Source organism: Streptomyces sp. NBC_00322, assembly GCF_036147535.1.
Taxonomy (GTDB): Bacteria; Actinomycetota; Actinomycetes; order Streptomycetales; family Streptomycetaceae; genus Streptomyces.
Window position 1 is genome coordinate 2,898,401 of record NZ_CP108019.1, and the last position, 23,898, is coordinate 2,922,298.

Here is a 23,898-nt window from a genome sequence, read left to right on the forward strand (position 1 = left end):
TGCTGCGGGTGCCGTTCTCCGCGGCTGCGGTGCCGCTTCGGCGGCTGCCCGCGTCAGCTCCCGAAGCCCCAGACGACGGTGCCGTTCACGGTGACCAGTACGGCGAGTACGGCCAGGTCGGCGACGCCGAGGGCGAGTCCCAGCAGGGCGCGGCCGCGGCGTGCGGTGCCCCGCCAGAGGGCGATGGCGGACAGGACGATGGCCATCGGGCCGAGCACGATGTTCATCGCGAGCAGTCCGACGAGGCCGAGGACGAAGGCGGCGACGGCCATACCGTCGGCGTCGCGCCGGCCCATCGGCTGGGCGTCGGGCTTGGTGTCGGGCCCGGCGGTTTCCCGGACGACGGCATCCCCGTGGGTGCTCTCGGTCCGTGCGGTGCGCGCGGTGCGTGCTGTGGCGGTGAGCTGCATGGCGGTTCGGCTCCTTCCGGGTCAGTGGTGGTGGCGTGCGCGGCGTTCGCGCACGGCGAAGACGAGCAGCCAGGCACCGATCAGGGTGGAGGCCACGAGGGTTACGGAGAGGGGAAGTTGGGCCACGGCGCCCAGCATGATTCCCAGGAGGAGAAGCGCTGCGACGAGGGCGATCATCGTCTTCCTTTCGAATTCCCGGTGAACACTTGGGAGTACGACTGTTCACTGACTCCCGAGTCTACACTTCCGTTCTCCGGAGAACGGTTGTTTACTGAATGGCATGAGTCACACCATCGGGATCCGTCAGGCCCAGAAACAGAAGACCCGTCAGGCCCTCCTGGACGCCGCGCTGCAGTTGCTGGAGGAGCAGAGCCTGAGCAGCCTCGGCCTGCGCGAGGTGACCCGGGCCGTGGGTGTGGCGCCGACCGCGTTCTACCGGCACTTCCGGGACATGGCCGATCTCGGTGTCGCGCTCGTCGAGGAGGCGCTCGGCAGCCTGCACGCCACGATCGGCGAGGCAATGGCCGAGAACGGCGACGACCTGCGGATCGACCGCACCGTCGCGCTCATCGCCGACCTGGTGCGTACGTCCCCCGGGCATGTCCGCTTCATCGCTCGCGAACGGCACGGCGGTGTGCAGCCCGTCCGCGAGGCGATCGGAGCTCAACTGCGCCGGTTCGGCGACGAGGTGGCGGCGGCGTTCGCCCGGGAGCCGGAGACTGCGGGGTGGAGCGAGGCGGATCTGACCATGCTCGCGGGCGTGTATGTGGACCACATGGTGATGACGGCCTGCACCTTCCTGGAGGCCGGGCCGGAAGGCGAGGAGCGGGTCTCCTCGATGGCGCGCCGTCAGCTGCGGCTGATCAGCCTCGGCCGCCGTCACTGGCTGGACTGACGGAACCGTCCCCGTACAACTCGACGACCGCGGCGGCCGCGCGGGCCAGCTCCGCGCGGGCCTCGGGCGGCGAGAGCACCTCCACACTCTCGCCGGACGTGAGCAGCGCGCGGGCCGCCATGAGGGCCGGGAGCGCGAGTTCGACATACGTCCACTCCCCCTGCGTGACCGGCTCGGCGGCGAGCCGGCCCACGTGGATCCGGAGAAACAGGTCCAGGTGATCGGCCCTCACCCGCGCCGTGACGCGTACGTCCGCGGGACGGTCCTCGACCTGACGGCGCAACACCTCCCAGACGTCCGCCAGTTCCTGGCCCGCGCGCCGCCGCACCGGCGCGTCGGTGAGCGTGGCGGCGACAACCCGGTCCGCGCGGAACAGCCGGGGCCGGGTCCGGTGGTCGGCGACCAGATACCAGACACCCGCCTTCACGACGAGTCCGTACGGATCGAGGGTGTACGTCCGGGGCTCGGTCGTCCCGCTGTGCCGGTAGCGCAGCCGCAGCCGCAGGTCGGTGAAGACGGCGGAGTTCAGTACGTCCAGGGACACGGCTGGCCGGGGCGTCCTCATCCAGCGGGCGGGATCGACCAGGATCCGCCGGCTCGTCAACTCGGCCGCGGGCCGGTGCGGTTCGGGCAGCGCGGCCATCACCTTGCGCAGCGCCGAGCCGAGCGCATGGTCGAGGCCGAGCGCGGCGTGCGCACCCTGGGCCGCCAGCACGAACAGAGCGCGGGACTCGTCGGCCGTCAGTCCGGTGACGTCGGTACGGAAGCCGGGCAGCAGCGAGATACCGCCGTGGCGGCCGCGCTCGGCGTAGACGGGAACGCCGGAGGTGGAAAGCGCCTCGATGTCGCGGTAGATGGTGCGCACGGAGACTTCGAGCCGCTCGGCCAGCTCGGCGGCCGGGACGAGGCCACGGGTCTGGAGGAGCAGCAGGATCGAGAGCAGCCGGTCGGACTTCACGGGTTTGATGGTCTCCGGAAAACATGACGGGGGATGTCAGGTTATCCCTGCAGAGTGCGGTTCGTCAGCGAGACCGATGATGAGGAGACAGACACCATGAACGATCCGCGCCCCCTGTTCGAGCGTGCGGCCGAGCAGTTCGCGAGCCTGCTGAAGGTGGTGACGCCCCAGCAGCTGGGAGATCCGACGCCGTGTACGGAGTACGACGTACGCGCGCTGCTGTCCCATGTCGTGGGAGCCACCCACCGGATCGCCCTCATCGGCGAGGGCGGCGACGGCCTCTCCCTGCCGGCCCGCGTCGACGGCGTCCCGGACGACGGCTGGCCCGCGGCCTACGAGGTAGCCCGCGCCCGCTTCACCTCGGCTTGGGCGGACGACACGAAGCTCGCCCGCGAGGTCACGGTCCCGTGGGGCGCGGTGCCGGGAGCCGGGGCGCTCGGCGGCTATGTGATGGAGACGGTCACCCACACCTGGGACCTCTCGCAGGCCCTGGGCCACCCGCTGGCCCTGGACGAGGAGTTGGCCGAGATCATCCTGCCGATCGCTCGTGACGTACTCCCGGCGGAGGCGCGGGTGGAGGGGGTGCCGTTCGGGGTGGTGCGGGAGGCGCCGGAGGGGGCGGATGCGTATGGGAGGTTGGCGGCGTGGCTCGGGCGGACGGTGTGACGGTGCCGCTGCGGGTGCGCGGGGCCTGTTCCCCACCCCGCCCTTTCCCGTAACCGGGGGCGCGGCGCCCCCTACGTCTCCAGGAGCCGCGCCGCCAGCGCCTCCACGCGGGATTGCCACGCCCCCAGCGCCGCCTCCGCGTCGAAGTCCCGGGGACCGGACTGGGTCAGGATCAGGCGCGGCCCGTGGCCCGTGCCCTTCGTGAGGTGCCAGCGGACCTCGCCGTCCGGCTGGGTGGCGTAGGCGAGCAGCTCAGGGGCGCGGGTTTCGGTGACCGGGCCCGCCGGGGTCTTGGAGGACGTGAACCCCTCCGGCGCCGGCTCACCCCTCCGCGGCTCCGCGCCCGCCGTCAGTTCGGCCCAGACCTGCTCCGCCGGGCGCACCAATTGGCGTTCGATGCGGAGGCGGCGGCCCTCGGCGGTGTCCTCGACCGTGCCGCGGCCAAGGTCGAACTGTGCGAGATACGCCTCGTGCAGTTCGCCTCCGGTGTCGGGGGCGACGTCGGCCTTCTCGCCGTCCAGCAGCTGACCCAGCGCGGTGATGCACACATGCCAGCCCGAGGCGAAGCTCGCGGCGCCGAAGCGGTCGCCGAAGGTGTGGGTGAGGGTGAGCAGCGAGCCCTCGCCGTCGGGGGTGATCTCCCAGCGCAGATGGTCCTCGCCCCAGGTGAAGGCGAAGACGTGCGGCTCGTGCGCGTCGGTGACCTTGCCGGTCATGGCCGGTTCGCTGTCGCCGGGGAACAGGAAGCCCACCGTCCCGCCGGGCCGCAGGTCGACGGTCACCTCGGAGGGGAACCACTGGGCGAGGTGGGCGGGTTGGGTGATCGCGTCCCAGACCCGCTGCGGCGGATGCGCCAGCCGGCGTTCCATCCGCAGTGCGGTCCGCCCGTCCGCCGTCGTGAGGGTGTCGGAGTGCGGGTTCATGAGGAGTCGTCCTCCATCGCGTCGAGATGCCGTTCGAGGGCGCCGAAGCGACCGGACCACAGGTGGCGGTAGTGCGCGAGCCAGGCGTCGAGTTCCGCGAGGGGCTCGGGCGTCAGCTCGTACCAGCGGCGCTGTGCGTCCTGCCGGACCCGTACCAGACCGGCCTCCCGCAGCACCCGCAGGTGCTTGGAGGTGCCGGGCTGGCTCAGGCCGAGCCGGTCGGTGAGCTCACCGACCAGATGCGGACGCTCCAGCAGCAGATCGAGGATCTTGCGCCGGCTCGGCTCCGCGAGCACGTCGAACGGTATGGACATGACGCCAACATATCCCGAGAGTTATATAACCACAAGGGAATGCAGGGTCTGCGCCTCAGCCGCGCGGCGCCTTCGCCAGCTGCCGTGACTGCGCGACCAAGCGATCCGCGCTGTCCCACACCTCCGCGTCCTCTTCCAGGAAGCCGCCCGCCAGATTCCGCGTCGTGATCGACACCCGCAGCGGTCCCGGCGCCGGGCGGCAGCGGATGTGTGTGGTGAGTTCGACCGTCGGCGTCCAGCCCTTCAGACCCAGCTCGAACGACGTCGGCGGCAGCGCGTCGACCGTGAGCAGCAGCGAGAACGGGTCCGCGTCGCGGCCGTCCGCGAGCGAGAACCAGCCGCGCATCTCACCCTTGCCCGAGGGGGCACCGACAGCCCAGCCCACGGTCGCCGGGTCGAGCTTGATGTTCAGCCGCTCGGTGATCGCCGAGCTTCCGGGGATCGCCGCGGGGCCGTCGGACGGCCCGAGGCAGTCCTGAAGCGCCGGCATGGCGGGCGGCTCGGCCGTCGTCCGTACGTCGTCGGCCAGGTCGTCCAGATCGCCGTACGTCGCCAGCACACGGATGCGTTCGACCTCGGCGCCGTTCTCGTCGTACTGGAAGAGCGAGGCCTGGCCGGTCGAGAGCGTGCGCCCGGTGCGTACGGTCTCGGTGCGGACCACAGCGGGTCCCGGCTGCGACGCGCTCAGGTAGTGCGCCGAGACGGTGAACGGGTCGGGGTGCGGCAACGCGTCGCCCAGCGCCCGGCCGAGCAGGGCCAGCAGGTAGCCGCCGTTGACGGCTTGGATGATCGTCCAGCCCGCCGAGAGCTCCGCGTCGTAGACGCCCGGTGCGCGCAGGGTGACGGCGGTGTCGCGGTCGAACTCGCTGTCCCCGATGGATGCCTGAACTGCCTGTGCCATAGCAGTACCGTACAACAGGCAATTACTAAGCGGTAGCTTTTTTCTGTTGCACCGCGCGGGTCTAGCCTTCCTCGACGGCGGACGAGCGCCGGTTCCAGGCGCGTGGTGCCCGCCAGTGGAAACGCATCGCGAGCAGACGCAGGACGAACGCGGTCACCACGGCCAGTCCGCTGGTGACCGCGTTGAGCACGTCGAACTGGATGCAGAGCACCACCATGGTCGCTCCGACGATCGCCGGGACGGCGTAGAGATCGCGGTCCCAGCGCAGCAGCGAGGGCACCTCGTTGGCCAGCACGTCGCGCAGCACACCGCCACCGACGGCGGTGGCCAGACCGAGGACCGCCGAGTAGGTCAGGCCGAGGCCGTACTCGTACGCCTTGGTGGTGCCGGTGACGCAGAACAGCCCGAGGCCGGCGGCGTCGAAGACGTTCACGCCGACCTGGATGCGCTCCACCTGCGGGTGCAGGAAGAAGACGAGGGCACTCGCCACGAGGGGCATGAGGAAGTACCCGGTATCGGTGAAGGCGGCCGGCGGGACGGCCCCGATGATCAGGTCACGCAGAAGCCCTCCGCCCAGCGCGGTGACCTCTGCGAGCACTGCGATGCCGAAGACGTCAAAGTTCTTGCGTACGGCGAGCAGTGCGCCGGAGATCGCGAATACGAAGATCCCGGCGAGGTCGAGCGCGTGCTGGACGGAGGGCGTGAACAGTTCTAGGAGCACCGGACGATTGTGCCGGGTCTACTCCTTGGCGCTGCCCCCCGAGTCCCCGGGAGCGGGGTTGCCCTTGTCGTCGGCGGCCTCCGCAAGGTCGTCGGCGTCGCCCTGAGCAGCGTCGGCGTCCGCGGCAGAAACAGCCTCCGCCTCGTCGGCCGCAGCGCCGCCGTCGACGTGGGCAGCGTCCGCCGCGTCACCGTCGACCTTGGCAATGGCCACGACCGCCGCCGCGTCCACCGACGCCTCCGCGGCCTTCGGCGTCGCCTCGACGAGCTCGATCGCCTCCCGCGCCGCCGACAGCAGCACCACGTCCTGCGGCGCCTGGTCCTCCGCGTTCTCCGGGTGGTGGCAGGCCACCTGGTGGCCCGTCTTCAGTGCCAGCAGCGGCGGCTCCTGCGTCTTGCAGATCTCCGTCGCCTTCCAGCACCGCGTGTGGAAGCGGCAGCCCGACGGCGGGGAGATCGGCGAGGGGACGTCGCCCTTGAGCAGGATGCGGTCGCTCTTGGTGCCGCGCCGCCTCGGGTCCGGCACCGGCACCGCGGAGAGCAGGGCCTTCGTGTACGGGTGCATCGGCGCCTCGTACAGCGACTTGCGGTCCGTCATCTCCACGATCTTGCCGAGGTACATGACCGCGATACGGTCCGAGACGTGCCGGATGACCGACAGGTCGTGGGCAATGATCACGTACGTGAGGCCCAACTCGTCCTGGAGGTCGTCCAGCAGGTTCACCACCTGCGCCTGGATCGACACGTCCAGCGCCGAGACGGGCTCGTCGGCCACGACCAGCTTCGGCTTCAGGGCGAGGGCCCGCGCGATACCGATGCGCTGGCGCTGGCCGCCGGAGAACTCGTGCGGGTAGCGGTTGTAGTGCTCGGGGTTGAGACCGACCAGGCCCAGCAGCCGCTGGACCTCCTTCTTGATCCCGCCCTCGGGTGTCACGCCCTGCAGCTTGAACGGCGCGCTGACGATCGAGCCGACCGTGTGCCGCGGGTTCAGGGAGCCGTACGGGTCCTGGAAGATCATCTGGACGTCCCGGCGCATCGGGCGCATGCCCGCGACGCCGAGGTGCGTGATGTCCTTGCCCTCGAACTCGATCTTGCCACCGGTCGGTTCGAGCAGCCGGGTGATGAGCCGGCCCATCGTCGACTTGCCGCAGCCGGACTCGCCCACGACGCCGAGCGTCTCACCGGGACGTACGTCGAAGCTGAGGCCGTCGACAGCCTGGACGGCACCGGCCTGGCGGCGCAGCAGCCCCTTGGTGATCGGGAAGTGCTTGACCAGTCCGGTGACCTTGAGCAGCGGCTCGGGCGAGGAGGTGGCCTGCTCCGGGATGGTCATCTCGGAATCCTTAAGATCTTTTCCGGCCGGGGGTCCGGGGGTTGCCCCCCGGGAAGATGCAGTACTCACAGCTTCGGCGCAATCTCTTCGGTCCAGATCCGCGTGCGGTCCTCCTGCGACATGTGGCAGGCCGAGTGGTGCCGGCTGCCGACCTCCCGCAGCTCGGGCCGTTCGGTGCGGGTGACCCCGCCCTTGGGCACATCGGCGTACGGGCAGCGCGGGTGGAAGGCACAGCCACTGGGGATGTTGATCAGGCTGGGCGGGGAGCCCTTGACCGGGATGAGGCGCTCGGTCTGGTCACGGTCGATGCGGGGCATCGAGCCCAGCAGGCCCCAGGTGTAGGGGTGCTGCGGCTCGTAGAAGACCTTCTCGGCCGGCCCGCGCTCGACGCAGCGGCCGCCGTACATCACCAGGATGTCGTCGGCCAGTTCGGCGACGACACCCAGGTCGTGGGTGATGATGATGACCGCGGAGCCGAACTCCTTCTGCAGATCCCGGATCAGGTCGAGGATCTGCGCCTGGACGGTGACGTCCAGGGCGGTGGTCGGCTCGTCCGCGATGAGCAGCTCGGGGTTGTTGACCAGTGCCATCGCGATCATGGCGCGCTGGCGCATACCGCCGGAGAACTCGTGCGGGTAGCTCTCCACCCGCTTGTGGGGCTCCGGGATGCCCACCCGGTCCAGCAGTTCGACGGCCCGCTTCATGGCGGTCTTCTTGTCCACCTTGTTGTGGACCAGGTACGCCTCGCTGATCTGCTTGCCGATGGTGAAGTACGGATGCATCGCGGACAGCGGATCCTGGAAGATCATCGCCATGTCGCGGCCGCGCAGCTCACGCACCTCGTCCGGGGCGGCGGTCAGCAGTTCCTTGCCGTTCAGCCAGATCTCACCGGAGAGGTGAGCCTTCTGCCGGCCGTACTGACCGACGCGGTGCAGGCCCATGATGCCGAGCGAGGTCACGGACTTGCCGGAGCCCGACTCGCCCACGATGCCGAGGGTCTTGCCCTTCTCCAGCGTGAAGGACAGTCCGTCGACCGACTTCACCAGACCGTCGTCGGTCGGGAAGTGCACCTGGAGGTCGCGTACTTCGAGGAAGGCGTTGGACGGGGCCGAGCCCGCGGAGACGGGTTCGCCGACGGCGCCGGTCTTCGTCAGATCGGTCATGAGAGCCTCACTCGGGGGTCGATCACTGCGTACATGAGGTCCACGACGAGATTGGCGAGGACGACGAAGAAGGCCGCGATGAGCGTGACCCCGAGAATCACGGGCAGATCGTGGTCGCTGATTGCCTTCACCGCGTTGTAGCCGAGGCCGTGCAGGGAGAATGTGCTCTCCGTCAGGACCGCGCCGCCGACCAGGGCTCCGAGGTCGAGACCGAGGACGGTCAGGATCGGGGTCATGGTCGAGCGCATGGCGTGCTTCCCGATCACCACGGGTTCCGTGAGGCCCTTGGCCCGGGCGGTACGGATGTAGTCCTCGTTGAGGACTTCCAGCATGGTGGCCCGGGTGAGCCGGGCGTACATCGCGGCGTAGAGGAAGGCCAGAGTGACCCACGGCAGAACCATGCCGTTGAACCAGCCCGCGGGATCATCGCTGAACGCCGCGTCGGGCCGGTCGAACCACCCCAGCTGGTCGGAGAAGAGCGCCAGGGAGAGCATGCCGGTGAAGTAGATGGGCAGCGAGACACCGCCGAGGGCGATGCCCATCGCCGAACGGTCCAGGGGCGTACCGCGCTTGAGGGCGGAGATGATGCCGGTGGAGACACCACCGATCACCCAGAGCACGACGGCGCCCGCGGCGAGCGAGAGGGTGACCGGCAGCCACTCGAGCAGCAGCGGCCAGACCTCCTGCTCGGTCTTGAACGAGTACCCGAAGCAAGGTGCGGCGCAATGCGTGACGTCGGCACCGTTGGCGTAGGTACGCCCGGCCACCAGGCCGATCACGAACTTCCCGAACTGGACCAGGATCGGGTCGTCCAGGCCCATCTTCTGCCGGATGCCCTCGATGGACGCGGGATCGGACTGTTTGCCGACGAAGTACAGCGCCGGGTCCGTCCCGATCATCTTGGGGAAGAGGAAGAAGATTCCGAAGGTCACCAGCGTGATGACCATCAGCATGACGACGACGGCGAAGATTCGCCTGATGAGATATGCAAGCACTGCGCTTGGCCCGACGGTGGCCCGGGAGCCCTCTCTTATGGAGAGGGCTCCGGGCCACCGTTCGCGGCCATCACCTGCCCTTCGTGCCTAGCGGGTGTGGCACTGAAACGTGAACTGACGGGGTTTTACTTGACGACGCCGAGCGAGGCGTAGTCGTAGCGGCCGTTGTAGGCGTCGGCCGTGTAGGCGTTGGTCAGTCGGCTGCTGCGCCAGGTGATCGTCTTGTCGTAGACGAAGGGCAGGTAGACAGCGGCCTCGGAGACCTTCTGGTTCATCTGCTTGTAGATCTCGCCGGCCTTGGTCGGGTCGGTCTCGGCGATGGCGTCGTCGAAGAGCTTGTTGACCGCGGGGTCGTTCAGCTCGGAGAAGTTGTTGTTACCGCTCTGCAGGATGAACCGGCCGTCGACCAGCGGCTGCGAGAAGCCCTGGCCGGTCGGGAAGTCCGCGCCCCAGCCCATGATGATGATGCCGTAGCCCTTGTCCTTGACGACCTTCGGCGAACCGATGATGCCGGACGTCTGGGCGCCGTCGAACTGGTCGACCTGGGCGTCGATACCGACCTGCTTCAGCGCGTTCTGCAGCGAGACGGCCGTGGCGACCTCGACCGGCTTGTTGTTGCGCACCGCGATGGTGGTCTTGAAGCCGTTCGGCTGGCCACAGGCCTTCAGCGAGGCCTTGGCCTTCTCGACGTTCGGCTTGCCGTCGTTCTTCAGAACCTCGTACGGGTCGTACGCGGGGTCCGAGCCCTTGATGCCCGCGGGGAGCATGTTCGGAGCGATGTCGCCACCGGCCTGCGGGCCACCACGCGCCGTCTGGAGCGACTTGTGGTCGGCGGCGTAGATGACCGCCTTGCGGCACTCGATGTTGTCGAACGGCTTGACCGTCTGCGGGAAGACCGCGTAGCGGATGAAGCCGGTCTGGCCGTTGTCCAGGTTGCCCTTGTGCTCGCGCAGGGCAGTGGTACGAGCGGCCTGGCCAATGCCCGTCGCGTTGATGTCGATGTCGAAGTCGCCCTTGAGCAGGCGCTTGTCCATGTCGTCCGCGTTGGTCATGAAGGTGACCGTGATCTTGTCCGGAAGCGCCTTGCGGATCGTGTCCGTGGACTGCTTCCAGTTGGTGTTGCGCGACAGCGTCATCGACTTGTTCGGCGCGTACGAGTCGATCTTGTACGGGCCGTTGGAGAAGGGCTTCAGGCCGTACTTGGCGGCGGTGTCCTTCTCCTTCTTCACCGGAGTGGCGGCCGGCATGGCCAGCATCTGCTCGAAGTCACCGTTCGGCTTCGGCAGCTTGAAGATGATGGTCTTCGCGTCCGGCGTCTCGATGGCCTTCAGGCCGAGCTTGTCGGCGGCCTTGTCCTTGTAGGGACCCTTGTACTCGGACTTCGGGTCGAGGACCTGCATCAGGTAGACCGGGCCGCCGGAGATGACGTCCTGGGCCCAGGTGCGCTCGATGCCGTACTTGATGTCCTGCGAGGTGACGGGCGAGCCGTCCTCCCACGTGACACCGTCCTTGAGGGTGTACTTGTAGGTCTTGCCGCCGTCCGAGACCTCGCCCTTGGCGGTCGCGAGGTCCGGGACGAGCTCGGTGCTCGCCTGGCCCGCCTCCGGCTTGAAGCTGACGAGCTGGCGGGTGTAGTAGCGGGCGAAGTCCCACATGAAGCCGTAGTAACCGCGCTGCGGGTCCCACGAGTCGGCGTCCTGCGTGCCGACGAACTTCAGCGTGCCGCCCTTCGTCGAGGACGCGTTGGCCACCTTGCCGATGCCGGCGTTGAAGCCGGCCGCCTTGCCGGCGCCGTCCTTGCTGTCGTCCTTGCCACCACATGCCGTGGCTGTCAGCAGGGCCGCGAGCACGACAGCCGTGCCTGCGGCAAGCCTGCGCTTCGACGTGCGATTGGTTGTCACGATGCTCGCAACCTCCGTAGTAGTCACGGCCCTAGAGGGCAGTGGTTCTTGAGTAATGCTCCTGACCACTTCGGCAGGGGCGGTGTGTCCGCAGGGACGGTGTGGGGGTCAGCGGGAACCCTTCGGATCCAGCGCATCTCGTACGCCGTCGCCGAAGAGATTGAAGGCCAACACGGTGACGAAGATCGCCAGGCCAGGGATGATCATGAACAGCGGATCGTCCTCGTAGGTGCGCACGGCCGTCGAGAGCATCTCGCCCCACGACGGGGTGGGCGGCTTGACGCCAACGCCGAGGAAGCTCAGCGCGGCTTCCGTCAGGACGTTGGTGGGGATCATCAGCGTCGTGTAGACGGTGATCGGTGCCACCAGGTTCGGCAGCAGTTCCCGGAAGAGGATGTACGTACGTCCCGCACCGAGGCTGCGGGCGGCTTCGACGTACTCCCGCTCACGCAGCGACAGCGTCTGCCCTCGGACGATCCGGCCGATGTAGGGCCAGCCGAAGAAGCCGATCACCAGCACGAGGACGGCGATCCGCAGACCCGAACCGGAGAAGCCCCAGAGTTCGTTCGGGACGACCGAGATCAGGGCGATGATGAAGAGCAGCTGCGGGAAGGCCAGCAGCAGGTCCATCACCCGGCTGATGGCTGCGTCGATCCAACCGCCGAAGTAACCGGCGATGACACCGAAGACCGTGCCCAGGGTGACCGCGACGAAGGCGGACAGGAAGGCTACGAGAAGCGAGATCCGCGCGCCGTAGACGATGCGGCTGAAGACGTCCCTGCCGTTGACCGGCTCGACTCCGAGCAGGAAGTCGGAATTGATGCCACCCCAGTCGCCGATCGGGGTGCCCAGCAGCGGGTCGATCGCGTCCTCGTGGAGTTCCTCGGGCGGGTGCCCGAGCCAGCTCACGATCAGTGGAGCGAATATCGCGACCACGATCAGGAGAAGCACCACGAAGCCGCCGACAAGTGCGACCTTGTCACGCTTCAACCGGATCCAGGCGATTTTCCAGGGCGAACGCCCCTCAATGGCCTTCTGCGGGACATCGGCGGCGACATCGACGGCCGCGGTCTCGGCCGCGCTCGTGTCGTGCAGTGGTGCCGTCATCGTGGTGGGGACCCTCCCGGCCGGTGGTGACCGACCCATGCCCGCCGCTGTAGCGGCTTCGTTCACATCAGCGGTGCGAATTGTGTGCGTGGTGCGAGGAACGCTTGAAGAAGCAGGTCGTACACAGGACCGAAGGGCCCTTGTTGCGGGAGTCTTCAACGCTGCTGCGATCACCCGCCAGCCCCCCCGGGGAATGTTTGCTCAAACGTGATGCGGCGAGGGGGTTTCCGTTATACGGACGGAGTCGCCGACTCAGCGGAACGGTAAATACCGCATATAGGGCGAAAGTTGACTGATGCACCACCATGCGGACAACGGCGCCTCATTCGAATACAAGGCACCCGAAGGCTCAAGCGGACACAATCCGGCCCTCAACACCGGTGCACAGCATGGAAATACGACCGACCGTGTCGCAAATGGGGCGAAATCGCCCTCGGCTCAGCGGCCGTGGGGCGGAGGGTAGCCGTAGCCGCCGCCGGCAGGTGCACCACCGTGAGCGTCACGGTCGTAGAAGGGGCGGGCATTGGCCCGCAGCCACATCGTCACCGGGTCGTACTCGTCGGACATCGCGACCGTGGAGAGGGGCAGCCCGTCCGGGACCGCGGCGATCGACTGCTGCATCATCGCCCGCACCGTGTCCACGGACTGCCTGCTCGTGTCGTACAGATCGAGCCCGATGGCGAGATACGGAGCACCGAGCGCGGGCTGCACCCAGGCGCGGCGCAGGGAGCGGACCGCGGGTGTGCGGTGGGCGTTCTGCGAGAGCAGGGCATAGAACTGCGGGATCTCGATGGCCGGTTCGGACAGCCGCAGGGGACCCGCGGGCATCCGGTCGAGGCCGGTGGCGATCCGGCGGAGATCGAGCCAGGGGATGCCCACGCCGCCGCCCGGGGCGTGTGGGTTGAGCCAGATACCCCAGCGCTCGGGATACAGGGCGCGGGCGATGTCCGGGCCGCTGATCACTTCGTGCGCGCGGTTCCAGCCCGAGGCGGAGAGCTCCTGGGCAGAGGTCACGCACGGCGCGTAGCCCACGCCGTCGACCTCCATGTTCCCGTACTGGGCGTCGGGCGCGCCGGCCTGGCCGTGCCAGAGCAGCATCCAGAGCCTGCTGCCCGACGGGTCGGCGACGGCCTGCAGCAGCGCCTCGTACGCGTCATAGCGTCCGGGTGTCACCTGGCGCAGCATGTGCTCGACCTGCCCCGCCGCCGCGGTGCCTGACGCACTCACCCTGGGTTCCGCCCCTCTTCGATCGACCGGTCCAGCTTAAACGGCAGTCCTGACACCGACTTGACGACTACGCGTGCTGTCGTTGGTAGAAGGGCCGCACGCGCTCAAGCATCCACTGTCCGACCGGGTCCTGCGCGACATCCAGAAGTACGAGATTGACGGGCCAGGGCACCTGTACCCGGCCCAGTGCCCGGCCGAGGGCGTCCATCGGGGCATTGCGTTCGGCGGCCTCCCAGGAGGAGACCTGGACACCGATGAAAAGGGCCGGCGGCTCGCCCTCTACGGAGGCGAGCGCACGCCGGGCGCTCAGTACGACACCGGAGGACTCGAACTCACCGGCCGCAGCGTCCAGGAAGTCCACCGGCTCCTCCTGCCAGTCCGGCTCGAAGAGCCGCACCCGGCCGCCACTCGCGGGGCCGTCCAGGGGCGTGCGGCCGACCCGGCACAGTTCGGCGACGGCGGGCGGGGGCAGCGGGGCGCCGACGGTGCCGCCCGGGTTGACGGCGATGCCCAGCTGCGGGGGCAGTCCGCGGGCGAACTCGCGGGCGGGGGCGACGGTGAAGGGCATATGGCTGCCGACGCAGGTCATGAACTGCTGCTCGGAGCTGAAGACCGGGACGTATGCGGCGCCCTCGATCTCCAACGTGGGCAGATCGAGATTCGGGCTGTCGTTGCTGCCGCCGTTGGGCAGCGGCACCCAGAGCTGACTGCGGCCGAGCACCTCGACGAGACGCCCTCCTGCGGAGGCGTTGCCGAGGGACGCGGCGAGCACCTCTTCGAGCTCGTTGGCCGGCCAGCCGCCGTAGGGATGCGGGTGAGCCTGCTCGGGTGTGTGCATGTGCGGTCCTTCTCCCCCGGGCGTCGTGCGGTCTGCGCGTCGACGATAACGCGGGGCGGTGGGCCTTTGCCCGGGGGCTCCGCCCTCCCCCTACGGCCTGGCGGCCGTGGGAGGTACCCCCCATCCCGTAACTGGGGGGCAGGCCCCCAGACCCCATATGCGACTTCGGCCGCATGTCCTCAAACGCCGGACGGGCTGATTGTGCGGCAGGGCCGCACAATCAGCCCCGTGGGGGTCCCCCCGGACGAAGTCTGGGGGAGTTTGAGGCGCGGCGGTCCGGGGGCAGCGCCCCCGGCTTACTGAAAGCCCACCCGCCCCAGCGCCCCCGCCGCATCGCGGTCGAGCAGGACCGCCGACGCGCAGCCCACCGGCAGCCGCCCCGCCTCCGCGTCCGCGATCAGGCGGCCCACCGCCCGCCGGTGCCGTGCGAAGGCGTATCCGGAGACTCCGCGGCCACGCTCACGCTGGCCCGCGCGGGCGGCTGCCGGACTCACGTCGAGCAGCAGCAGATGCAGTTCGCTCCCCCGGCGCCGCGCCTCGCGGGCCAGCCAGCGCCGCACCCAGGCCTGGGTGCCGCAGTCGTGCACGACGACGCTCTCGCCGGAGCGCAGCGCGCGCCGCAGCCCGGCGTAGTGGGCAAGACGTACGAGCGGGCGGTAGACGGCGTACGGCAGCAGGCGCGGCATGCGCGCGTCCCACTGGTCGCGGGTGTCCTGCGAGTCGATGCCGCGGCCGGTCGCCGCGCGCCGGATGAGCGTGGACTTTCCGCTGCCGGGCAGGCCGGAGACGACCACCACGTCACCGGTGGCGAAGACCAGGCTTCTCGGGCTGCGCCCGCAGCGGTCCCTCAGGTCACGCAGCACGGGCGCGGGCGCGCCGAGCAGTCGCCGGGCGGGCAGGGCCGACCGGGCCGGCACCCCCGCGGTCGTCGCGTAGGCCTCGGACCTCTGCAACGTCATCACCCTCCCCGATGTCGGGTCACCCACCCTTGCCCATGAAGTGTAAAGAAACGGTAATGCGGTACAACCGTTTTACAGCAAGGCCGGGCCCCCACTCCGCCGCGATGCGTGCAATGATGTGCGCGCCAACTGCATACAGGCCGCTTGAATCCACGCGGGAGAGTCCTGGCCACTGTGTGCGCCGGGCGCCGAAGGAGCAAGTCCCTCCCTTGAATCTCTCAGGCCCCGTACCGCGTGTGATGAGGCAGATCTGAAAAGCGAGCCGCTGTCGAGCGGCTCCACCCAAGGTGCAAGTCGCAACCACCTGTACGTACGGTTGCGACGAACCTCTCAGGTTCCGATGACAGATGGGGAGGATCGTCCTCATCGGCCTGCCCTGGGAGCCACATCTATGAGCAACGCCCCCCGTCTGACTGCCCTCGACGCCCTGCACCGGTCGCTCGGCGCGACCATGACCGACTTCGCGGGCTGGGACATGCCGCTCCGGTACGCCAGTGAGCGCGACGAGCACAACGCGGTCCGCACCAAGGCGGGACTCTTCGACCTCTCCCACATGGGCGAGATCACCGTCACCGGTCCCCGGGCCGCCGATCTGCTCGACTACGCGCTGGTCGGCAACATCGGCTCCGTCGGCGTCGGCCGCGCCCGCTACACGATGATCTGCCAGGAGGACGGCGGCATCGTCGACGACCTGATCGTGTACCGCCTCGGCGAGAGCGAGTACATGGTCGTCGCCAACGCGGGCAACGCGCAGATCGTCCTCGACGCGCTGGCCGAGCGCTCCCAGGGCTTCGACGCCGAGGTCCGCGACGACCGCGACGCGTACGCCCTGATCGCCGTCCAGGGCCCCGAGTCCCCCGGCATCCTGAAGTCGCTCACCGACGCCGACCTCGACGGCCTCAAGTACTACGCGGGCCTGCCCGGCACGGTCGCGGGCGTCCCCGCCCTGATCGCCCGCACCGGCTACACCGGCGAGGACGGCTTCGAGCTCTTCGTCGAGCCGCAGCACGCCGAGAAGCTCTGGCAGGCGCTGACCGAGGCCGGTGCCCCGGTCGGTCTGATCCCCTGCGGGCTCTCCTGCCGGGACACGCTGCGCCTGGAGGCGGGCATGCCGCTGTACGGGCATGAGCTGACGACCGCCCTGACCCCCTTCGACGCGGGTCTGGGCCGGGTCGTGAAGTTCGAGAAGACCACCAATGACGGCCGCTTCGTGGGCCGCGAGGCCCTGCAGGCCGCCGCCGAGCGCGCCGAGACCAGCCCGCCGCGCAAGCTCGTCGGTCTGATCGCCACGGGCCGCCGGGTCCCGCGCGCCGGGATGGCTGTTATTGCCGTGGGCGGAGCGGACGCCACGGTGATCGGCGAGGTCACCTCGGGCGCACCGTCGCCGACCCTGGGCAAGCCCATCGCCATCGCCTATGTGGACGCGGCGCACGCCGCGCCGGGCACCGAGGGCGTCGGCGTGGACATCCGCGGTACGCATGAGCCGTACGAGGTTGTCGCGCTGCCGTTCTACAAGCGCCAGAAGTGACCTTCAGCACCACACCTCCCGTTCACCAGCACTCCCCCGCGTACAGGAGAATTCAGGCCATGAGCAACCCCCAGCAGCTGCGCTACAGCAAGGAGCACGAGTGGCTGTCGGCCGCCGAGGACGGCGTGTCGACGGTCGGCATCACGGAGCACGCGGCCAACGCGCTCGGCGACGTGGTGTTCGTACAGCTCCCGGAGGTCGGTGACACGGTGACCGCGGGCGAGACCTGCGGCGAGCTGGAGTCGACCAAGTCCGTCAGCGACCTGTACTCCCCGGTCACCGGTGAGGTCGTCGCGGCCAACCAGGACGTCGTGGACGACCCGTCGCTGGTGAACTCCGCCCCCTTCGAGGGGGGCTGGCTGTTCAAGGTGCGCGTCGCGGACGAGCCGAAGGATCTGCTCTCCGCCGACGAGTACACCGAGTTCTCCGGCTGACCACGACCGTAGGGATCGCCTGATGTCGCTTCTCAACACCCCTCTCCACGAGCTGGACCCGGACGTCGCCGCCGCCGTCGACGCCGAGCTCCACCGCCAGCAGTCCACCCTCGAGATGATCGCCTCGGAGAACTTCGCTCCGGTCGCGGTCATGGAGGCCCAGGGCTCCGTCCTCACCAACAAGTACGCCGAGGGCTACCCGGGCCGCCGTTACTACGGCGGCTGCGAGCACGTCGATGTCGTCGAGCAGATCGCCATCGACCGCATCAAGGCCCTCTTCGGCGCCGAGCACGCCAACGTGCAGCCGCACTCGGGCGCCCAGGCGAACGCCGCCGCGATGTTCGCGCTGCTCAAGCCGGGCGACACGATCATGGGCCTGAACCTCGCCCACGGCGGTCACCTGACCCACGGCATGAAGATCAACTTCTCCGGCAAGCTGTACAACGTGGTCGCGTACCACGTCGACGAGCAGACCGGTCAGGTCGACATGGCCGAGGTCGAGCGGCTCGCCAAGGAGTCCAAGCCGAAGCTGATCGTGGCCGGCTGGTCCGCGTACCCGCGTCAGCTGGACTTCGCCGCCTTCCGCCGCATCGCGGACGAGGTCGGCGCGTATCTGATGGTCGACATGGCCCACTTCGCGGGTCTGGTCGCCGCCGGACTGCACCCCAACCCGGTGCCGCACGCGCATGTCGTCACCACCACCACGCACAAGACCCTCGGCGGTCCGCGCGGCGGTGTGATCCTGTCGACGCAGGAGCTCGCCAAGAAGATCAACTCCGCGGTGTTCCCGGGTCAGCAGGGCGGCCCGCTGGAGCACGTCATCGCGGCGAAGGCGGTCTCCTTCAAGGTCGCGGCCTCCGAGGACTTCAAGGAGCGCCAGCAGCGCACGCTGGACGGCGCCCGCATCCTCGCCGAGCGTCTGGTCCAGGACGACGTCAAGGAGTACGGCGTCTCCGTCCTGTCGGGCGGCACGGACGTGCACCTGGTCCTGGTCGACCTGCGCAACTCCGAGCTGGACGGCCAGCAGGCCGAGGACCGCCTCCACGAGGTGGGCATCACGGTCAACCGCAACGCCATTCCGAACGACCCGCGGCCTCCGATGGTCACCTCGGGTCTGCGGATCGGCACCCCGGCGCTGGCCACCCGCGGCTTCACGGACGAGGACTTCCACGAGGTCGCGGACATCATCGCCGAGGCGCTGAAGCCGTCGTACGACACCGAGGCGCTGAGCGCGCGGGTCTCGGCGCTCGCCGCGAAGCACCCGCTCTACCCCGGTCTGTAACAGCCCGGAGCAAAACAAATGGGGCACCACGCACACTGGTGTGAGCGTGGTGCCCCGCACCACATTCCGCTTTCTGCACCACCCCGGCAGACAACGGCGTCTACCAACCCCCGCTAGGAGTTCCCCGTGGCCATCTCGGTCTTCGACCTCTTCTCGATCGGCATCGGCCCGTCCAGCTCCCATACGGTCGGCCCGATGCGCGCCGCCCGTATGTTCGCGAAGCGGCTCGAGAACGAGGGTCTGCTGGCCCGCACCACCGCGATACGCGCGGAGCTCTTCGGCTCGCTCGGCGCGACCGGCCACGGCCACGGCACCCCCAAGGCCGTCCTGCTCGGCCTGGCGGGCAGCTCCCCGCGCACCGTCGACGTCGAGACCGCGGACGCCCAGGTCGAGGCCATCCGCACCAGCGGCCGGATCAGTCTGCTCGGCACGCACGAGATCGGCTTCGACTTCGACAAGGACCTGATCCTGCACCGCCGCAAGGCGCTGCCGTACCACGCCAACGGCATGACGATCTTCGCGTACGACGCCGCGGGCACGCTCGTCCTGGAGAAGACGTACTACTCGGTCGGCGGCGGCTTCGTGGTCGACGAGGACGCGGTGGGCGAGGACCGGATCGTCCTCGACGACACCGTGCTGAAGTACCCCTTCCGCACCGGCGACGAGCTGCTGCGGCTCGCCGGGGAGACCGGCCTGTCCATATCCGCCCTGATGCTGGAGAACGAGAAGGCCTGGCGCTCCGAGGAGGAGATCCGCGAGGGCCTGCTGGAGATCTGGCGGGTCATGCAGGCCTGTGTCTCGCGCGGCATGTCCCGCGAGGGCATCCTGCCCGGCGGCCTCAAGGTCCGCCGCCGCGCGGCCAACTCCGCCCGCCAGCTGCGCGCCGAGGGCGACCCGCTGGCCCGCGCCATGGAGTGGATCACGCTCTACGCCATGGCCGTGAACGAGGAGAACGCCGCCGGCGGCCGGGTCGTCACCGCCCCCACCAACGGCGCCGCGGGCATCATCCCGGCCGTGCTGCACTACTACATGAACTTCGTGCCCGGCGCCGACGAGGAGGGCGTGGTCCGCTTCCTGCTCTCCGCGGGTGCGATCGGCATGCTCTTCAAGGAGAACGCCTCCATCTCGGGCGCCGAGGTCGGCTGCCAGGGCGAGGTCGGCTCGGCCTGCTCGATGGCCGCGGGCGCGCTCGCCGAGGTGCTGGGCGGCACCCCCGAGCAGGTCGAGAACGCCGCCGAGATCGGGATGGAGCACAACCTCGGGCTGACCTGCGACCCGGTCGGCGGTCTGGTCCAGATCCCCTGCATCGAGCGCAACGGCATGGCGGCGGTGAAGGCCGTGACGGCGGCGAAGATGGCGATGCGCGGCGACGGCAGCCACAAGGTCTCGCTCGACAAGGTCATCAAGACGATGAAGGAGACCGGCGCGGACATGTCGGTGAAGTACAAGGAGACCGCGCGCGGCGGCCTCGCGGTGAACATCATCGAGTGCTGAGCCAAGGCCCCAGCCAGTCAAGGAAGTTCACATAAAATCACCCGCACGAGGGAGCTTTCCGAGCTCCGAACGTTTTTTCTCCTCCAGCCACCCAAAGCCCCCCACTAACGTCACAGACTGTTCACCCAGGCCGCCGGTGGCCGGTACGGGCTCGTCGCACCAAGGAGAAACAGCCATGGCCGAGGGGCTGACATCCAGGTCCTCCGACTTACGGGCCCCGCTTCCCGGTCCGTACGGACAGGTCTACCGCAGCCAGGAACGTACGGTCGTCGAACTGCACGGCGAGATCGACATCGCGGCGGCCACGCTCGTCGGGGCCTATCTGGATGTGGTCACAGCCGTCCGCGAGCACGACGTGGTGGTCGATCTGACGCACGTCGCGTTCTTCGACTGCTCCGGCCTCGCGCTGCTGTGCCGGGCACGGCGGCGCGTCGCCGAGAGCGGCGGGCGGCTGTGGGTGGTGTGCGACCAGCCCCCGGTGCTGCGGGTGTTCCGGGCGGGCGGGGTGCTGGACGTGTTCCGTACGGCGCCGACGCTGGAGGCGGCCCTGGCGGCCCAGGCCTGACCCCGGGTCCAGGACCGCCGGACCGGCTGGCGGAGGGTCAGGCCTTGTTCAGCGAGGCCCAGAACTCGTCGAAGGTCAGCTGACCGTCGCCGTTGGCGTCCTTCGACTTGATGACGGCCTCGGCGACCGGCTCGGTGACATGGAAGTCGCCCAGCTGCGCCATGACGCTCTTGTACTCGGCCGCCGTGATCTTGCCGTCGCCGTCCAGGTCGTAACGGTCGAACGCCTTGCGCGCCTCTTCGATGTCCACCACTGCTTCCGCCCCTTCTTGGTGCATTACTGACGAGGTCAGATTAACGGCCGGGTTGCGCCCTCAGGGCAGCGGCCAGGTATTACGGAGACCGGGTGTCAACGGTCCAGGAGGAGGAGAGGAACACGATGAGCGAGGCACTGGCGAGGATCCTGGCCGCGGCGGCGGCCGGGGAGTTCCCGCCCTCGGACGGCACCACCACCGTGATCGGGCAGCCGAACGCCCGGGACGCCGGGGTGATGGCCTTCACCGCGCACTCGGTGATCTTCACGGACGAGGATCCGGAGTGGATACGGGCCGAGCTCGCCGCCACCGACTCCGACCGGCTTGCCGCCGCGATGAACCCCTCGTTCCTGGCCGCGATGCTGGCCCGCACCGGCCGTTCGATGAACACCATCGACCTGGTCACGGTCGCCGGGGCGCTGCCCGGCAGGCCCGATCTCGAGCTGCGGGAGATCGAGGACCCCGATCATCCGCGTGTCGCACGAGCGTTGAAGTTCCGCGACGGCGTACGGGTCTGGGCCGCCGACGGCGGGGTTCTCGTCCTGGGCCGGGGCGTGGCCGGGCGCTGGGAGACCGCGATCGAGGTGGACGAGTCGGTGCGCGGGCAGGGCCTGGGACTCGCTCTGGCGCTCGCGGCCCGCCATCTGGTGCCGGACTCGGTGGTGTGGTCCCAGCAGTCGCCGGGGAACGCCCGCAGCGTGCGCACCTTCCAGGCGGCGGGCTTCCGGCCGGTGGGCTCGGAGGCGCTGTTCGTGGCCGGCTGACGGGTTAAGGGCTGACAGCTAACGGAAGATGCCCGTGTGGCCCAGCGAGTAGCGTCCCGGCTGCGGGTAGACCGCGAGGCCGTGCGGGCCCGCGCCCACCGGGATGCGGGCCAGTTGCCTGCCGGTCGCCGTGTCGAGCGCGTACACCTCTGCGTTGTAACGCCCCGACAGCCACAGCACTTTGCCGTCCGCCGAAACACCCCCCATGTCGGGACTTCCGCCGCCCGGCAGCGACCACTTCTTGGTCAGCCTGTTCTGCGCGAAGTCGAAGATGGAGATGGTCCCCTCACCACGGTTGGAGATGTACATCACCTTGGAGTCGCGGCCGATGTAGAGGCCGTGGGCTCCCCTGCCGGTGGGCAGCAGCGCGGGCGTCGTGAACTTCGCGCCGTCCAGCACCCACATGCCGTGCGCCATCATGTCGGCGATGTAGAAGGTCCTCCCGTCCGGGGAGAGCTTCACGTCCTGCGGCATCGCCCCCTGGAAGGGCAGCTTCTGCTGTCCTACGACCTCCATCTTCTCCGTGTCGACCTTCAGCAGCTCGCCGGAGAACTCGCAGGAGACGATGAAGTACCGTCCGTCGGCCGAGAAGTCCGCGTGGTTGACGCCGTAGCAGGACACCGGGGTGGTCTTGATCGGGTTCATGGTGTGGGGGTCGCTGAAGACGAGCCGGCGGTCCAGGGATGCCATGACGACGGCGTACTTGCCGTTGGGTGTGAAGTAGAGGTTGTACGGGTCGTGGACCTCGACCGGCTTGCCCGCGATGCCCGTTGCCGGGTCGATCGGGGTGAGCGTGTGGCCACGGTTGTTGTTGACCCACAGGGTCTTCAAGTCCCAGGACGGGACGACGTGCTGCGGCTGGGCGCCGACCTGGATCGTCTCGATGACCTTGTACGTCGCGGGGTCGATGACCGACACGGTGTTGGAGTTGGTGTTGGGGACGTACACCCGGGAGGGGAAGCCCCTGACGGCCGCTGAGAGCTGGTTCGGCCGGTCCGCGGAGTAGATGTCGCTCGGGTCGAGGACGGGCGGCATGCCGGGCAGCCCGGCCGGGGCGGCCCTCTCGGGCTCGGCGGGCAGCGCGGCGGCGTTGGTGCCGTGCGCCTGCGTCGTCCCGGTGGGTGAGCTGCAGCCCCCGAGGAGGGCGAGCAGGACGCCGGCGAGCAGTGCGGTGGTCCGCTTGGTGCGGCAAGTCGTCGGGTGCATCAGATCAGCAGCTCCGTGGTCTTCACCGCGCGCTGCGGCGGTCGATCAAGGTCACGGAAAAGCACAGTAGGCGCGAAATACACGAAAGATAACGATTGACCCAATTCGGGTCGGTCGCAGGTCACTGCCGATCGGCCACCATAGACACAAGTGGATCATTGAAACACTCGCCAAAGTGCATGTTCATGCATTATTTTCCAGGTGGGTGGCTGACCTCACCTACGATTCATTTTGCAGATGTCACGATTTGCCAGCTATGCCCGGTCAGGGCTTTTGGCGCCGCCGCCCCCCGTCTGCCATAGTCGGTGACACGACCCCCTTTTGACCCGGGCCAGGTCGTCGTAAGCCGCCATGGATACACCCCCCCAATCCATGGCGCCCAACAGAAGCCCCCGCTCAGGGGGCTTCTGTGTTTTCGCGTCAGCGGTCGGAGACGCGCATCTCGAACCAGGTGGTCTTGCCGCGCGGCAGCAGATCCACGCCCCACCGGTCGGAGAGCTTGTCGACGAGGAAGAGCCCGCGGCCGCTGGTGTCCATTTCCTGGACCGGCATCAGACAGGGCAGACCGCGCGAAGGATCGCGGACCTCGATCCTGATCCAGCCGCGGCGGCGCAGCATCCGTAGCCCGAAGACCCGGGCCCCGGTGTGGCGTACGGCGTTGCCGACGAGCTCGGAGACCAGTAAGACCGCATGCTCGGCGGTCTGTGCGGACAGCGCCCACTGACGCAGCACCACACACTGGGTCAACCGGCGTGCGGTGGCCGCGGATTCCGGGCGGGAGGGAAGCTTGACTTCCTCGTCCGTGGGGTTGCCGAACAACTCGAGCGCCTTGAGCGCCTGTTCGTCCTCGACGGCAGGTACCAACCGCGCCGCGGTAGCGCTGCCGCGCTGCCGCGGTTGCTCCACACCTTCGAGGCCCGCCATGCCCCCATCATGGCCGTAACAGGCGGCTTCCGGGGCCGTTCCAGGGGAATGGGGCCCCCGGAATCGGCCGTTCCGGGGGAAGCGGTTGGCATATGACTGTGGCCGCATGCCGACCCTCATACCTACCCTGAGCTGCGC

General features: G+C 68.9%; 26 protein-coding genes and 1 riboswitch. Of the genes, 8 read left to right on the forward strand and 18 right to left on the reverse strand.

The window, feature by feature from the left end; genetic code table 11:
- Window positions 1–53: 53 nt before the first annotated feature.
- Together OG905_RS12940 and OG905_RS12945 are read right to left on the reverse strand one after the other, a co-directional pair.
- On the reverse strand, window positions 54–410 hold the full coding sequence (locus tag OG905_RS12940) for a DUF4190 domain-containing protein (protein ID WP_328668113.1): 357 nt from the start codon (window positions 408–410) through the stop codon (window positions 54–56).
- A gap of 21 nt (window positions 411–431) precedes the next feature.
- Window positions 432–587 carry a hypothetical protein gene (locus OG905_RS12945; RefSeq protein WP_328668114.1) on the reverse strand — a complete coding sequence of 52 codons (156 nt, stop codon included), beginning with the start codon at window positions 585–587 and terminating at the stop codon, window positions 432–434.
- Window positions 588–690: 103 nt separating this feature from the next.
- Here OG905_RS12945 and OG905_RS12950 point away from each other — a divergent pair, with 103 nt between their 5' ends.
- Window positions 691–1,305, forward strand: a complete 615-nt coding sequence (locus OG905_RS12950; RefSeq protein WP_328668115.1) for a TetR family transcriptional regulator — start codon at window positions 691–693, stop codon at window positions 1,303–1,305.
- On the opposite strand, the gene OG905_RS12955 is transcribed toward OG905_RS12950, so the two are convergent.
- On the reverse strand, window positions 1,274–2,263 hold the full coding sequence (locus tag OG905_RS12955) for a helix-turn-helix transcriptional regulator (RefSeq protein WP_328668116.1): 990 nt from the start codon (window positions 2,261–2,263) through the stop codon (window positions 1,274–1,276). The genes OG905_RS12950 and OG905_RS12955 overlap by 32 nt on opposite strands.
- A gap of 96 nt (window positions 2,264–2,359) precedes the next feature.
- On the opposite strand from OG905_RS12955, the gene OG905_RS12960 reads away from it, so the two are divergent.
- Window positions 2,360–2,929 (forward strand): TIGR03086 family metal-binding protein, encoded by a 570-nt coding sequence (locus OG905_RS12960; RefSeq protein WP_328668117.1) that lies wholly within the window; start codon window positions 2,360–2,362, stop codon window positions 2,927–2,929.
- A 71-nt stretch (window positions 2,930–3,000) separates the two neighbouring features.
- On the opposite strand, the gene OG905_RS12965 is transcribed toward OG905_RS12960, so the two are convergent.
- The 12 genes from OG905_RS12965 to OG905_RS13020 form a co-directional block, all read right to left on the reverse strand.
- Window positions 3,001–3,852, reverse strand: coding sequence for an SRPBCC family protein (locus OG905_RS12965; protein WP_328668118.1), 852 nt, complete (start codon window positions 3,850–3,852; stop codon window positions 3,001–3,003).
- Window positions 3,849–4,166, reverse strand: coding sequence for an ArsR/SmtB family transcription factor (locus tag OG905_RS12970; protein WP_328668119.1), 318 nt, complete (start codon window positions 4,164–4,166; stop codon window positions 3,849–3,851). The genes OG905_RS12965 and OG905_RS12970 overlap by 4 nt, the downstream gene beginning before the upstream one ends.
- Window positions 4,167–4,221: 55 nt before the next feature.
- Window positions 4,222–5,067 (reverse strand): thioesterase family protein, encoded by an 846-nt coding sequence (locus tag OG905_RS12975; protein WP_328668120.1) that lies wholly within the window; start codon window positions 5,065–5,067, stop codon window positions 4,222–4,224.
- 61 nt (window positions 5,068–5,128) lie between these two features.
- The gene (locus tag OG905_RS12980; protein WP_328668121.1) at window positions 5,129–5,788 is read right to left on the reverse strand and encodes a trimeric intracellular cation channel family protein; all 660 of its coding nucleotides are present in this window, start codon (window positions 5,786–5,788) and stop codon (window positions 5,129–5,131) included.
- 18 nt (window positions 5,789–5,806) lie between these two features.
- Window positions 5,807–7,120 carry an ABC transporter ATP-binding protein gene (locus OG905_RS12985; RefSeq protein ID WP_328668122.1) on the reverse strand — a complete coding sequence of 438 codons (1,314 nt, stop codon included), beginning with the start codon at window positions 7,118–7,120 and terminating at the stop codon, window positions 5,807–5,809.
- A gap of 65 nt (window positions 7,121–7,185) precedes the next feature.
- Window positions 7,186–8,283, reverse strand: a complete 1,098-nt coding sequence (locus OG905_RS12990) for an ABC transporter ATP-binding protein (protein WP_328668123.1) — start codon at window positions 8,281–8,283, stop codon at window positions 7,186–7,188.
- On the reverse strand, window positions 8,280–9,278 hold the full coding sequence (locus tag OG905_RS12995) for an ABC transporter permease (RefSeq protein ID WP_328668124.1): 999 nt from the start codon (window positions 9,276–9,278) through the stop codon (window positions 8,280–8,282). Before OG905_RS12995 ends, OG905_RS12990 begins: the two co-directional genes overlap by 4 nt.
- Window positions 9,279–9,403: 125 nt before the next feature.
- Window positions 9,404–11,179, reverse strand: coding sequence for an ABC transporter substrate-binding protein (locus tag OG905_RS13000; RefSeq protein ID WP_328668125.1), 1,776 nt, complete (start codon window positions 11,177–11,179; stop codon window positions 9,404–9,406).
- 108 nt (window positions 11,180–11,287) lie between these two features.
- Complete coding sequence (locus tag OG905_RS13005) at window positions 11,288–12,286, reverse strand: ABC transporter permease (RefSeq protein WP_328668126.1); 999 nt, start codon at window positions 12,284–12,286, stop codon at window positions 11,288–11,290.
- A gap of 438 nt (window positions 12,287–12,724) precedes the next feature.
- Window positions 12,725–13,513 (reverse strand): enhanced serine sensitivity protein SseB C-terminal domain-containing protein, encoded by a 789-nt coding sequence (locus OG905_RS13010; protein WP_328668127.1) that lies wholly within the window; start codon window positions 13,511–13,513, stop codon window positions 12,725–12,727.
- A 67-nt stretch (window positions 13,514–13,580) separates the two neighbouring features.
- Window positions 13,581–14,351: an enhanced serine sensitivity protein SseB gene (locus OG905_RS13015; RefSeq protein WP_328668128.1), complete on the reverse strand. Its 771-nt coding sequence runs from the start codon at window positions 14,349–14,351 to the stop codon at window positions 13,581–13,583.
- Between the two features lie 296 nt (window positions 14,352–14,647).
- Window positions 14,648–15,310, reverse strand: a complete 663-nt coding sequence (locus tag OG905_RS13020; protein WP_328668129.1) for an AAA family ATPase — start codon at window positions 15,308–15,310, stop codon at window positions 14,648–14,650.
- Between the two features lie 145 nt (window positions 15,311–15,455).
- Window positions 15,456–15,553: riboswitch (glycine riboswitch) on the forward strand.
- Window positions 15,554–15,701: 148 nt separating this feature from the next.
- Here OG905_RS13020 and gcvT point away from each other — a divergent pair.
- The 5 genes from gcvT (at window position 15,702) to OG905_RS13045 (ending at window position 20,613) form a co-directional block, all read left to right on the forward strand.
- Window positions 15,702–16,838, forward strand: a complete 1,137-nt coding sequence (gene gcvT / locus OG905_RS13025; RefSeq protein ID WP_328668130.1) for a glycine cleavage system aminomethyltransferase GcvT — start codon at window positions 15,702–15,704, stop codon at window positions 16,836–16,838.
- A 59-nt stretch (window positions 16,839–16,897) separates the two neighbouring features.
- Window positions 16,898–17,272 (forward strand): glycine cleavage system protein GcvH, encoded by a 375-nt coding sequence (gcvH, locus tag OG905_RS13030; RefSeq protein ID WP_328668131.1) that lies wholly within the window; start codon window positions 16,898–16,900, stop codon window positions 17,270–17,272.
- A 22-nt stretch (window positions 17,273–17,294) separates the two neighbouring features.
- Window positions 17,295–18,554 carry a serine hydroxymethyltransferase gene (gene glyA, locus OG905_RS13035; protein WP_328668132.1) on the forward strand — a complete coding sequence of 420 codons (1,260 nt, stop codon included), beginning with the start codon at window positions 17,295–17,297 and terminating at the stop codon, window positions 18,552–18,554.
- A 126-nt stretch (window positions 18,555–18,680) separates the two neighbouring features.
- Entirely contained in the window at window positions 18,681–20,048 is a 1,368-nt protein-coding gene (locus OG905_RS13040) for an L-serine ammonia-lyase (protein ID WP_328668133.1), read from the forward strand.
- A 175-nt stretch (window positions 20,049–20,223) separates the two neighbouring features.
- Window positions 20,224–20,613: an STAS domain-containing protein gene (locus OG905_RS13045; RefSeq protein WP_328668134.1), complete on the forward strand. Its 390-nt coding sequence runs from the start codon at window positions 20,224–20,226 to the stop codon at window positions 20,611–20,613.
- A gap of 37 nt (window positions 20,614–20,650) precedes the next feature.
- Here the strand turns inward: OG905_RS13045 and OG905_RS13050 are convergent, their stop codons facing one another.
- Complete coding sequence (locus OG905_RS13050; protein WP_328668135.1) at window positions 20,651–20,866, reverse strand: EF-hand domain-containing protein; 216 nt, start codon at window positions 20,864–20,866, stop codon at window positions 20,651–20,653.
- A gap of 125 nt (window positions 20,867–20,991) precedes the next feature.
- Between OG905_RS13050 and OG905_RS13055 the strand changes: the two genes are divergently transcribed.
- Window positions 20,992–21,630 carry a GNAT family N-acetyltransferase gene (locus OG905_RS13055; protein WP_328668136.1) on the forward strand — a complete coding sequence of 213 codons (639 nt, stop codon included), beginning with the start codon at window positions 20,992–20,994 and terminating at the stop codon, window positions 21,628–21,630.
- Between the two features lie 18 nt (window positions 21,631–21,648).
- Here OG905_RS13055 and OG905_RS13060 read toward each other — a convergent pair whose 3' ends face one another.
- Both OG905_RS13060 and OG905_RS13065 read right to left on the reverse strand, forming a co-directional pair.
- Window positions 21,649–22,836 carry a YncE family protein gene (locus OG905_RS13060; RefSeq protein WP_328668137.1) on the reverse strand — a complete coding sequence of 396 codons (1,188 nt, stop codon included), beginning with the start codon at window positions 22,834–22,836 and terminating at the stop codon, window positions 21,649–21,651.
- Window positions 22,837–23,256: 420 nt separating this feature from the next.
- Window positions 23,257–23,880, reverse strand: coding sequence for an ATP-binding protein (locus OG905_RS13065; RefSeq protein WP_443043931.1), 624 nt, complete (start codon window positions 23,878–23,880; stop codon window positions 23,257–23,259).
- Between the last annotated feature and the right edge of the window lie 18 nt (window positions 23,881–23,898).